This is a genomic window from Streptomyces sp. NPDC055400, assembly GCF_053644375.1.
Window position 1 is genome coordinate 409,722 of sequence record NZ_JBSHLM010000004.1, and the last position, 12,058, is coordinate 421,779.

7 protein-coding genes are annotated in these 12,058 nt (G+C 74.8%); 1 reads left to right on the top strand and 6 read right to left on the bottom strand.

Annotated features, from left to right (window positions below; genetic code table 11):
• Positions 1-48: 48 nt before the first annotated feature.
• The 3 genes from ACWIGU_RS13165 to ACWIGU_RS13175 form a co-directional block, all read right to left on the bottom strand.
• The gene (locus tag ACWIGU_RS13165) at positions 49-2,823 is read right to left on the bottom strand and encodes an FtsX-like permease family protein (protein WP_454400252.1); all 2,775 of its coding nucleotides are present in this window, start codon (positions 2,821-2,823) and stop codon (positions 49-51) included.
• A gap of 1 nt (position 2,824) precedes the next feature.
• Positions 2,825-6,181, bottom strand: coding sequence for an FtsX-like permease family protein (locus ACWIGU_RS13170; protein WP_454400254.1), 3,357 nt, complete (start codon positions 6,179-6,181; stop codon positions 2,825-2,827).
• A gap of 171 nt (positions 6,182-6,352) precedes the next feature.
• The gene (locus ACWIGU_RS13175) at positions 6,353-6,757 is read right to left on the bottom strand and encodes a globin (RefSeq protein WP_326775709.1); all 405 of its coding nucleotides are present in this window, start codon (positions 6,755-6,757) and stop codon (positions 6,353-6,355) included.
• Between the two features lie 232 nt (positions 6,758-6,989).
• Here ACWIGU_RS13175 and ACWIGU_RS13180 point away from each other — a divergent pair, with 232 nt between their 5' ends.
• Positions 6,990-7,976, top strand: coding sequence for a methyltransferase domain-containing protein (locus tag ACWIGU_RS13180; RefSeq protein WP_454400256.1), 987 nt, complete (start codon positions 6,990-6,992; stop codon positions 7,974-7,976).
• Between the two features lie 11 nt (positions 7,977-7,987).
• On the opposite strand, the gene ACWIGU_RS13185 is transcribed toward ACWIGU_RS13180, so the two are convergent.
• The 3 genes from ACWIGU_RS13185 to ACWIGU_RS13195 all read right to left on the bottom strand — a co-directional run bounded on the left by ACWIGU_RS13185 (position 7,988) and on the right by ACWIGU_RS13195 (position 12,058).
• Positions 7,988-9,262: an FHA domain-containing protein gene (locus tag ACWIGU_RS13185; protein ID WP_454400258.1), complete on the bottom strand. Its 1,275-nt coding sequence runs from the start codon at positions 9,260-9,262 to the stop codon at positions 7,988-7,990.
• Positions 9,263-9,296: 34 nt separating this feature from the next.
• Entirely contained in the window at positions 9,297-10,649 is a 1,353-nt protein-coding gene (locus ACWIGU_RS13190) for a vWA domain-containing protein (RefSeq protein WP_454400260.1), read from the bottom strand.
• Between the two features lie 80 nt (positions 10,650-10,729).
• Positions 10,730-12,058 (bottom strand): PP2C family serine/threonine-protein phosphatase, encoded by a 1,329-nt coding sequence (locus ACWIGU_RS13195; protein WP_454400262.1) that lies wholly within the window; start codon positions 12,056-12,058, stop codon positions 10,730-10,732.

Here is a 12,058-nt window from a genome sequence, read left to right on the forward strand (position 1 = left end):
CTGTTGCTGCCGTGAGGTCGTAGGCGTATGCCTGCTGCCCGCATCGGTTCACGACGTTTCCCCCGCTCTCAACTCCCGTACGAATCCCCGCCGTCCGGTCCACCAGGCCTGACCGGCCGCCACGGCCGTGGCGAGCAGCACGACGCACAGCGCGGGCAGCAGGAGCGACAGGGCGTCGGTGCGCAGCTGTGCCACCGGGCCCCCGCTGCCCGCCGACGCCAGGGCCAGCCCCGTCAGGTCGAGGCCCGGCGCGAGGAGCCGGATCGCGGCCCACCCCGTGAGGGCGCCGCCCGCCGCGGCGAGCACGGCCTGGGGGAGCGCTTCGAGGACCAGGAGGCGGCGGGCCTGGCGGCGGGTGAGGCCCATGGTGCGCAGGCGCGCGAGGAGCGCGGTGCGTTCGGGGGCGGCGCGTGCCAGGGCGAGAAGCAGGGTCAGGGCCGCGTAGCCCGCGCCGATGACGACGGCCGCCGCGTAGACGCGGGCGGCGCCGGTCTGGAGGGGCGAGTCGACGTACCGGGCGCGTTCGGTGGTGCGCAGCCGCACCGACACCTCGGAGCCCGCGGCCTTGCGCAGGGCGGGCCCGTCGATGCGGTCGCCGGTGATGAGGAGGGAGCTGGGGAGGTAGCGGGCCGCGATGCCCTGGTTGGCCTTCCGGTCGACGCCGGCCCGGCGGGCCAGGGCCGTCCGGTCGACCACCAGGAAGTCGTCGGACAGCGCGGGCGTGGTCGTACGGACCGCGGAGACGCGCAGCACGATGTCCTCGCCGTCCATGACCAGCGAGAACGGCCCGGTCCCGAAGACGTCCCGCATCGAGGGGGAGGCCAGTACGGGGAGCGGCGAATCGGCGGTGCCGGGCCGTGCGGCGTCCGTCGTCAGGGCTTTGGCGGGGAACACCCCGAGGCCCGTACGGGCGGCCAGGCGCGCGTACGACGCCGTGTCCACGGCCGCGAGCGGCACCTGGCGCCGGCCGTCCTCCGGCTCGGCGTCGTACCGCAGCGTGAGCGGCGACACGTCCCGCACTCCGGGGATCTTCCTGACCTGTCCGGTGAGCGCGGTGGGCAGCGCGGAGCCGGACTCGACGCGGGCGTCCGCCCCGGTCGCGAGAACCGCCGCCCGGTCCCGCTCGTGATCGATCCCCGAGAGGACCGAACCGCCGAACGCGGCCGTCGTCAGCGCCGTGAGCAGCGCGAGCAGCGGGAGCACCGCCGTACCGGCACCGGCCGTCGCGCGGCCCGTCCTCGCGAGCGACAGATAGCCGACGACGCCGCGCAGCCGCCCGGCGGGGCGGGCCAGCCAGCGCAGCGGCAGCGGATACACGCGCACGAGGACGAACGCGGCGACGACCCCGACCAGGACCGGCGCGAGCGCGACCAGGCTGTCCCCGCCGTCCGCCGTCCCCCGGCGGCGCAGCGCCACGATGGACGCGACGGCCAGGACGAGCAGGGTGAGTTCGGCGACCGTGCGGCGGCGCGAGGGGCGGGCGTGGGCGAGGTCGTCGCGCGCGCCGCCCACCCGGACGCGGCGGTGCGCGGCGGCGGCCCGCAGGGGCAGCGCGAGGCACGTGAGCAGGACGACCCCGGCCGCCGCGAGCACGGCGGGCTGCCAGCGGCCGTGCCGGACCGCGACCAGCGCGAGCGCGAGTCCGGCGGCGCCCGCGGGCACCGCCACGACCGCCGTCTCGGCGAGCAGCCGCCCGGTGAGCCCGCGCACCGAACCGCCGCGCGAGCGCAGGACGGTGAACTCCGCACGGCGCCGTTCGGCGGCCAGGCCCCCCGCCATCAGGAGCACGATGCAGGCCACCGTGCCGGTGCCGTACGCGGCGACGGAGACGACCGGGCCGATACGGGACCGCAGTTCCTGGTAGCGGGTGATGAACTCGTCGAGTCCCGTGGCGACCTCGGTGTCGCCGCCCGTGGCCACGCGCACCGCGAGCAGACCCGGGCCGCCCTCCGTATGGGCGAGAGCGGACTTGAGGGCGGGCATGGTGCGCGCATCGAGGGAGCCCAGGTCGGGCGCGAGCTGCCAGAACCGCTCGGGGTCGCCGGCCGTGCCGAGCAGCGCGGGCGCCGCGTCGGGCGCGAGGAGGAGCCCGCCGACCCAGAAATCCGACGGAGGTCTCCCGTGGGTCTGGTGCAGCGACGGGGCGGCGAGGGCCGGAGAGGCCGCCCAGTACGACGCCTTGGGGTCCCGCGCCTCGAGGACACCGGTGATGCGCACGGACACGTAGCCCTTCATCAGGGCGGGCACATGGATCACCGAACCGGGCTTGATGTGCAGCGCCTTCGCGGTCGCGGTCGTCACCGCGCCCTCCACCTCGGTCGTCTCCGAGGTGACCTCGCCCGCCGCGCGCGGCAGCCGCCCCGCCGCGACCGTGCTGTGCCGGGCGAGGCCGCTCTGCGCGGAGAGGGTGAACTCGGCGGGCAGCCCGTCGGGCCGCGGCAGCCACATGTCGGTGTCCGCCTTCAGCAGCGTGGTGGTGCGCAGCCCGTACGAGGACTGCGCCCTGTCCACGGCGAGCGGCGCGCGCAGGGAGTCGAGGACGTCCTCGTACGCGGTGCTCATGGACTCGGAGCGCATCAGCTCGTCCCGAGCGACCGACTCCTGTCCGGAGCCGGCCTGCGCGGTGAGCGTGAGGACGGTGCGCGGGGGCGCCTCGGCCGAGACCGCGTGGCGCAGGCCCGCGTCCTCGTAGTCATCGACGGCCCGCGGGAACACGGCGGCCAGGAAGGACGTGAGGGCGACCAGGAGCGCGAGCGCCCAGGCGGCGCCGGGCGCGGTGCGCAGACGGGTGCGCACCCAGGGGGCGACAGTCGGTGGCGTCATGTCACTCACTCCCCTGGCGGCGCAGTGCGATGGCGGCGTCCGGCGGCCGGCGCAGGGCGAGGCCCACGGTGATCAGGACGGGCGTCGCCGCGACACCCGCGAGGAGCAACAGGACCTGCCCCCACGGCAGTTCGACCAGGACCCGGGGCATCGGCTGGACGGCCTGCCCGGTCAGTACGACGAGCGGCACCACGGCTCTCGTGAGAAACGTCCCGAGGGCCAGTCCCACCAGGAGGGCGAGCGCGACCAGGATGCCCTGCTCGGCGGCGACGAGGCGGGCGAGCTGGCGCCGGGGCGCGCCGAGAGCCCGCAGGATCGCGAACTCGTTGCCGCGCTCGCGCATCGAACCCGCGGTGTTCACGGCGAACCCGACCGCGGCGAGGAGAGCGGCGGCGACGGCGGCCGCGGCGAGCGCCGACTGCGGGCCCGCGCCGAGCGGGTCGTCGCGCAGCGACGCGGCGATCTCGGACCGCACGACGACCTGCGCCGGCGCGGCGTCGGGGCGGGCGCGCAGCGCGGCGGCGGCCTCGGCACTGCGGCCGGGCTCGGTGCTCAGCCACCACTCGCCGGGCAGGGCGGGCTCCTTGTGCCGGTCGGTGAGCGCTCGGTTCAGGACGCGCAGATCGAGCAGCAGGGCGCCCCCGTCAGCGGACTTGGGGCCGGCGCCCGCGCCGGCCGTGGTGTCGGCGCCGGCCTCGGGTCCCGTGGTCGGCAGGGCGCGTACGCTCGCGGAGATCCGCACCTTGAGGGGCGAGCCGTTGACGGGGACCGCGACGGTGGACCCGACCTTCGCGCCGGACGAGCGCAGGAAGCGGTCGGTGGCCACGGCCGTGACCTCCTTGACCGCGGGTCGCTTCGCGGTGAGCAGGACGCTCATGCTGGGCTGCGCCCCGAACGGGACGATCAGCGGATTGAGCCCGGTGTCGAACCTGAGCGCCACCTGTCCGCCCGACGGGCGTTCGAGCACCGGGGCGCCGGGCCGGGTGCCACCGTTTTCTTCCGAGCCGCCCTGCACGGACGCCCGCCACCGCGTGCCCAGGTTCAGCGACTGCAGCGCCCCCGCCGCGTTCACGGACCGCAGTCCCTCGAACGTCAGGCGGTGCTTCACCGTCTCGGTGACGGGCTGGTCCATGTCGAGGGCCAGGCCGGTCAGGGTCAGCGGGGTCGCGGGCCGGTCGAGGGAGATGGAGCCGCCCCCGCCGAGGCTCATGGCGAGCCGGTGCGCGCGCCCGTCGGCGGGCAGGTCGTCCAGGAACACCTGGTACGGGATTCCGTAGCGGTCCTCGACGGTCGCGGTGACGCTGCCCTTCACATCGGAGGGCGAGGCGTCGTGCGGACGGGCGGGCGTGCTCAGGCGCAGGGTGAGGGAGGCGCCGGTCGCGTCGGCGGGCAGCACGACGCCGGGGGAGCGCTCGTCGGCGCCGGAGCGCAGCGACGAAAGCAGCCGCGAAGGGGACTTCTCCGACAGGTCGTCGCGCAGCATCAAGTGGTCCGTGGCGTGCGCCGTGTCGAGGGCCAGGAGCGTCGCTTCCCGGCCTCCGCTCAGGGGCATCGTGGCGCGCACGGCGGGCGCCGCGTCCCGTACGCCGGGAGCCGCCGCGTAGACGCCGGCCTGGCCGAGCCCGCCTCCCGGCGCGAGGACGCGGAGGGAGGCGCCCGCCCGGAAGTCCGCCTGGTCCTCCTGCGAGCGGTTCCAGGACGCGCCCTGCCCGATCGCCAGCATGCCCATGGCGACCGCGAGTACGAGGAGCAGGACGGGGCCCGCGCCGCGCAGCGGGCGGCGGCTGAACTGCCAGCCCGCGAGCGCCGCCGGCAGCCCGCGCCCGCCGGCCGCGCGCCGCTCCGCGAGCTTCGCGGCGGGCGGCAGCAGCCGCAGCGTCAGGACCGTACCGGCGAGCAGGGCCAGGGCGGGGGCCGTGACGAGGAGCGGGTCGATGCCGAGGGTGCCCGAGGTGTCGCTGCTGAGCGTGCCCGAACCGGACGTCTGCCGGTCCAGCTGCCAGTACGCCACGGCCGCGATGACCAGGAGCCCGACGTCGGCGCCCGCCCGCAGCGGCGCCGGCAGCGACCTGGCGCGGCCGCGCTCGGGACCCGCGGCGCTCAGCGAGGGCACCGTCACGGCGAGCGCGCAGCCCACCGCGACCGCCACGGCGACGAGCCACACCCCGCGGCCGGCCCCGACGTCGAGCCGCAGCCCGATCCGCGACAGGGCACCCCAGGAGGACAGCAGCCGGATCAGCGGGCCCGCGAGGAGCGGCGCGCACACGGCCGCGGGCAGCGCGAGCAGCAGCGCCTCGATCGCCGCGAGCGAGGTCACCCTGGCCCGCGAACCGCCGCGCGCCCGCAGCATCCACGTCTCGCCCGTGCGCTCCGCGCTCAGCAGCCGGGCGACCAGGAGCAGCGTGTACGTGGCGAGCAGGACGAGCTGGAGCGCGACGATGAGGAGGGTGGAACGGGAGACGAGCAGGGCGCGCTCCGCCCGGTCGAGGGTCTCCGGCAGCGAGGTGTTCACCCCGGTCGTGCCCGCGAGCGCCTTCTCGCGCAGGAGCGCCTTGGTGCCTTCACGGGCGCCGGAGCGCAGCGCGTCGATGTCCGCCGTCGTCACCGACGAGAAGTCGGCGGACGCCAGCCAGGCCGACTTCCCGGCGGAGACCCGGCCGGTCGCGAGGACGGAGGGGGCCGTGAGCAGGGGCCCGTACGTCGTGAAGGAGATCTTCTGGATGCCGCGGCCGCCGAGGTCGTCGAGCTTCCAGTAGGGGGCGGTCAGCCTGACGGGCTGATACACGCCGGTGAGCACGACCGACACCGTGGGGCCGCCGAAGCGGTCCTTCAGCGTGAGCTTGTCGCCGGGTTGCAGTTTCAGCTGCCGGGCGGCGGCCTCGGGGAGCGCGGCCTCGACAGGCGTCCTGGATCCGTGTGGGGCCTTGGATCCTTGCGCCGCCTCGGGGGCGCGGCCCTTCGTGATGCGGACCTCGCCGCGCTCCAGCGCCGCGAACTGGGTCAGGTCGGGGTTCCCGGAGCGGTCGGCCGGCGGCTGGAGCGAGCGCGGCAGCGCGTACGGGCCCGACCTCATCAGCGTCTGCACGCTCACCGGCAGCCCGCCGAAGATGTCCCGCGCTCCGGAGCGGACCTCGGCGTCCGCCGCCTCGCGGCCCTCGGCGGGCACATCGGCCTTGACCGTCAGCGCCGTGGTCGCGGCGTCGCGGGTGCGCAGGCTGTTGCGCAGAGCGGCGTCACCGATCGCACCCGAGAAGGCGCTGAGCATCGCGAGAACGGACGTCGTCAGCAGGACCGCGAGAAGCGCAGCGGTCAGGAGCAACCGGTGCGCGCGCACCCTGAGTAGGACAAATCCCGACACCCCTGCCCCCGTACCCGCTCTGCGCTGCACATCCCCCGAAAGTCTGTCCGGATGCTTTCAGAGCGAACGGAGTTGGGGAAGAGGTTTGAACCGCATATCGGGGGTGTCGCATCGGATAACGGCGTACCGGACACAGGCATACCGGACACCGGCGTACCGGACAGCGGCGTATCAGCCCGCCGTGTTCACCATCGAAGCCGCGGCATACGTCAGGTAGTTCCAGAGCGTGTGCTCGTGCTCCTCGGACAGGCCGAGTTCGTCGACCGCGGTCCTCATGTGCCGCAGCCACGCGTCGTGCGCAGCCCGGTCCACGGCGAACGGCGCGTGCCGCATTCGCAGCCGCGGATGGCCCCGGTTGTCGCTGTAGGTACGGGGGCCGCCCCAGTACTGCATCAGGAACAGCGTGAGGCGCTCCTCGGCCGGACCCAGATCCTCCTCCGGGTACATCGGCCGCAGCAGCGGGTCCTGGGCTACCCCCTCGTAGAAGCGGTGGACCAGGCGCCGGAAGGTCTCCTCGCCGCCGACCTGCTCGTAGAAGGTCTGCTCCTGGAGCGTGCCGCGCGGAATCTCGGTCACGTCGGTGGGCCTCACAACTCTCGCTCGGGTCACCCCGATGCCTTTCCGGCCGGGGGTCCCGGGGCGGTCCCCCGGGAAATGCAGCACGTGTCCATCGTCTCAGACGACGGGGACGAGGACTTGAGGCTTAGGCCCTGCCCGCCTGCACGCCCGGCGGCCCGGCCCGTCCAGCACCGGAGTACACCCCGGACGGGGGCTCGCTCTTACGTCGCAGGCACAGCACAGTGGACGTATGGGCGCACAGGGCACGGACCCGGAGGCGGGAGCCGAGGCGGCGCGGGCCGCGCTCGCGCGGGAGATCGCCGTGAGCGGGGCCTTCGACGGCGACCCGGCCTGGCGCGAGGTGTTCGAGCAGGTCCCGCGCCATGTGTTCGTGCCCTACTACTACCTTCCGGCGCCGACCGGCTATCGGCGGCTGTGGCGCGAGGACCCCGACCCGCGGCAGCGCGAGCGCTGGCTGCGCGGCGCCTACGCCGACGAGCCGCTCGCCACCCGGGTCCGCGACGGGGAACTGGTCTCGTCCAGCAGCCAGCCGTCCCTGATGGCACGGATGCTCATCGAGCTGGACGTACACGAGGGGGACCGCGTCCTGGAGATCGGCGCGGGCACCGGCTACAACGCCGCGCTGCTCGCCCGCCGCGCGGGCGACGAGAACGTCACCACGGTCGACCTGGACCCGGAGATCACCGAGACGGCGCGCCGGCACCTCGCCGAGGCGGGTCTCCGGCCGGCCGTCGTCACGGGCGACGGTGCGAACGGCTGCCCCGAGCACGCCCCGTACGACCGGATCATCGCGACCTGCGCGCTGCGGGCGGTGCCGAGTGCCTGGCCCGCGCAGTGCAGGCCAGGGGCGCGCATCCTGGCGCCCCTCGCGACCGGTCTGATCCTGCTCACGGTGAGCGAGGCCGGCCACGCCGAGGGCCGCTTCCTGCACACGCCCGCCTACTTCGTGCCCCTGCGCGGAGCGACGCAGGGCGAGGAACCGGTGCAGCACATCGGCGGGCTGCCCCGCAGGGTCCTCGCCGACGACCTGTTCCGGTTCCTGCTCTCGCTGACCGCGGGCCGGCTCGACCCGCACGAGGCCCTCGCCCTGTGGGAGCGGGAGGGACGGCCCGTGCGGGAACGGTTCGGCATCACGGTCAGCGGCGAGCACGAGTGGGCCTGGCTGGACGACCCCGAAGGGCCGTACGCCTGGTCCCTGCGGCCGGACCGGATGTAGCTGCGGAGCGGCTAGTCCCGGTGGATCGTGATCGTCGTCCAGGCGCCCACGTGCACCCGGTCGCCGTCCTGGAGCGGCACGGGGACGAAGGGCTGGATGGGCTCGTCGCCGCCGTTGACCGTCGTGCCGTTCGTCGAGTTCTGGTCGACGACCGCCCATGATCCGTCCGGCTGCTGCACCAGCACCGCGTGCTGATGCGAGACGCCCGGGTCCTCCGGCGGCACCGACAGGTCGATGTCGGGGGTGTCGCCCGTGGAGTGGCGGCGACGGCCGATCGTCAGCTGGTTCCCGGTGAGGCGGCGCTGCTGCTCGGGCGAGTACGCCGGCAGGTTCAGGCCCGAGGCCTCGGGCCCGCTGCGGTGCATCATCGCCATGAAGTACTCACGGTCCGGGCCGATCGTCGCGCTCCAGGAAACCGGCTGCTGCTGGAAACCCTGGGGCGTCTGAGGGGCCTGGGTCTGCTGCGGCGGCGGGAAGCCCTGCGGGCCGCCCGGCGCCTCGGTCGCACCGGGACCCGCACCCTGCTGCGCCGGAGCCGACGGGGGTGAGAGCACCCAGTCGTCACCGCCGCCGAAGGACGGACCCGACGGGCCCGAGGGACCCGGGGGAGGCGGCGGGCCCTGCGGGCGGCCGGTCTCCTGCGGGAACGCGGGCGGGGCGGGCGGACCCGGCTGCTGGAACGCCTGCGGGGCGCCACCCGTGCGGGGGCCCGGCGGGGGCGGCGGGCCCTGCGGCGCCGGGTCGCCGCCGAACGGCGGGATCGGCTCGGCGGGCCGGTTCATCTGCGAGGGCCGAGAGCCCTGGTACTCGAACGAGTCACCGGGACCGGGCGGCTGCTGCTGGAAGCGGAGCGCCGGGTTCGGGCCGACGGGGCCCTGACCGGGGCCCTGCCCCGGACCGGGAGCCTGACCGGGACCTTGGCCGGGCCCCTGGCCGGCGCCGGGCATCGGCGGGTTCGGCGCGGCCGGCGTGTAGGACGTGGCCGTGTTCGTCAGGAAGTTCCACCGGCACTCCTCGCAGAACGGCGCGCCGCCCTCACGGGGCGTGCGGCACTGCGGGCACAGCTCGGGGCCGGCGCCGGGCGGCGGCGGAGCGGGCTGCCCCGCGTTCGCCGGCGGCGGGTAGCCGTAGCCGGGAGGCGGGGTCTGGCCGCCCTGGGGGTAGCCGTAACCGGCGGCCGGGGGCGGCGGCGGAGGGGGCGGGGGTACGGCACCGGCCATGCGGTGACCGCAGACCTCGCACCAGTCGTCGGAACCCGACTGGTGTCCGTTCGGGCAGGTCGGCATGTCGGCGCTTCCCCTCCGTTACTTCGCTACGTCATCACTTCTTGACACGGACAGTCTTCGTGGACCGGGTCTCGAGGGTCATTTCGTCAGCCTCGGCGACCTTGGCCTTCAATCGAACAGTACCTTCCGCGGCGTCGACCACGTCCACCACCTTCGAGAGCAGTTTGGCCGTATCCGCGTTCCCGGAGGCCGCGGCGAGCTGCACCGCGCGTCCCAGCTTGGCCGTCGCCCCGTCCGCGTCGCCCGCTTTGCGGGCATCCAGACCCTGTTGGATGACCTGTGCCAGTTCCGCCTGACCCGTGTAGTGCGCGACCTGCGGATTGATCGACGTGGACGCCGTCATGTCGTCCGTCCACACGGCCCGTACGAGTCCCTGCGCCAGGTTCTGCACGCCGCCGTCGGCCCCAGGGATCACCAGCGAGACGCGGCCCGCCAGCATCTCCTGGCCGAGCTCGGCGTTCGGGACCTGTACGCACACGTGGTAGTCGCGGGACTCGTCGCCCCACGAACCCGTCGGGTAGTCGCCCGCCCGGGGCCCCGCCTCGACGCGACGGTCCGTCAACTCCTCGACGGTGGGCGCCACTTGCTTCACGAACTTGATCTCGGCGCCGAGCGGCGTCCACAGCCGCAGCGCGACGTCCGCGACCTCCTTGCCCATCGCCGTCTCCATCATCCGCGTGAAGTCGGCGGCCAGGCCCGCCGGGTCCGCGACGATGTCGGCGCTGCCGAGCATGGCCGAGGCGATCCCCGTGACCTCCTTGACCTCCCAGTCCGTCCCCACGCCGCGCGCGTCACACGTGAAGCGGCCCGCGCACGCGTCGAGCGCGGCCTTCAGATCCTCGGGCGACTCGTGCTCGTTGCGCCCGTCGGTCAGCAGGATGCCGTGACGCACCGAGGACGCGGGGACGTCGGCGGCCCAGAGCAGCCGGTCGGCGAGGCGCAGCCAGGTGCCGATCGCGGTGCCGCCGCCCGCGGACAGCTTGCGCAGCGCCTGCTTGGCCTGCTCGCGGGTCTGCGCGTCGGCGACCGCGAGCCGGCCACCTCCGGGGAAGACCTCCTTCGCCACATGCGTCCCGCCGATCACGGCGAAGTGCACACCGTCGCGCAGAGCGTCGATCGCGGCGGCGGTGGCGTCACGGGCGTTGCGCATCTTCGTCGGCGGGTAGTCCATCGAGCCCGAGCAGTCGACCATCAGCGCGACCGCCGCGTCGGCCCCCCGGCCCGCGGCGTAGAACTGCGGAGCGGCCACCGCGCCGCCGACCGTGCCGCCGCCGGTCGACGTCACGGTCACGATCGCGTTGACCTCGCGGCCGCCCTCCGGCAGGAACTCGTTCTGGTAGACGTCGACCGAGAACTGCGGAACGTTCGACTTAGAGAACTTGGCCATGGTTGTTGGTCCCCCCTGCACCTTCGTGCGCCTGCGTGGAACTTCCCCGACGGCCGGGCGGCTTCCCCGCGCCGCCCGGTCTACGCCGATCCTGCCCCCGCGGGCGGTACGGGGAACGGCAGCACGGCCACTGTTACGTTGTCGTGGCCGCCGCCGTCGAGCGCGTGGCCCACCAGGACCTGGGCGCTGTGCAGCGGACGGTGCGCCGCGTCGGCCGGGATGACCCCGGCCATCTCCTGTGCGGCCTCCGCGTAGTTCCACAGCCCGTCCGTGCACACCACGACCACACCGGGACGGTCCGGCTTGAACGAGGCCGTGTGCGGCTCCAGTTCGTAGGCGTCCGCGCCGAGCCAGCCCGTGATCGCGTGGGCGCGCTCGTCCGCGTACGCCTCCGCCTCGTTCATCAGGCCCGCCGCGACCATCTGCGCCGCCCACGAGTCGTCCTCGGTGAGCCGGGCCGCGGGGGCCGTGCGGTCGTCGGGCACCCAGTAGGCGCGCGAGTCGCCGACCCAGCCGACGATCAGCAGGTCCTTGGCGACGATCGCGCCGACCAGTGTGCACGCGGGCGCGTTCTGGTGCGGGGCGTGCTCACGGGCCGAACCGGGCTCCTGAGCCAGGGCGTTGACCGCCTCGGCCGCCGCGACGATCGCGTCGTGCATGGCCTGCTGAGGATGCGTGCCGCGCGGCAGGGACTCCAGGAGCGCCTCGCTCGCGGCGTGCGACGCGGCGAGGGACGCCTCGTCGGGGCGGGTCGCCGAGGAGACGCCGTCGCAGACGATCGAGACGACGGACGGCGTCCCGTCGGGCAGCGCGGCCGACGCGATCGCGAACGCGTCCTCGTTGCGGTGGTGGCGCAGCCCCCGGTCGCTGACCGCGGCGACCGCGCCCAGCTCCTGCTCCATGTGATCGCGCTCGCGCGGCTGCGCGTGCCCGCAGTTCTCGCAGTAGCCGTCCCGGTCGACCTGCCCGGCGCGGCACGCCACGCAGAGCTTCGTGCCGGCGGGCGGGGTCGCGAGTGACTCGGGCGGCGCGGTACGGGGATCGGGGGCGGGCAGCGTGTAGTCGCCGGCGGCGGACTCACCGGCCTGCTCGGGAACCCCGTCGAAGCGCACGGCCGACGGCAGTTCGGAGCCGCCCGAGTCGGTGCCCTGGAGGTCGGTGGGCAGATGCACGGGCGCCGGGGTGTCGGAGCTGTCGAGCTCGGGGGCGGAGGGCCAGTCCACGGCGGGATGCGCCGCCGGCACCGCGCCGTCCGTGCTCAGGGTGACCGTCGGCAGGTCGTCCGGCGGGGCCGGCACCGCCGACAGGTCGTACCCGCACGCGCCGCAGAAGCGGTCACCCGACTCGAGGGGCTCCTCGCAGCTGGGGCACGTCGACATGGCCGTCGGCCGAGGCATCTGCGACATCAA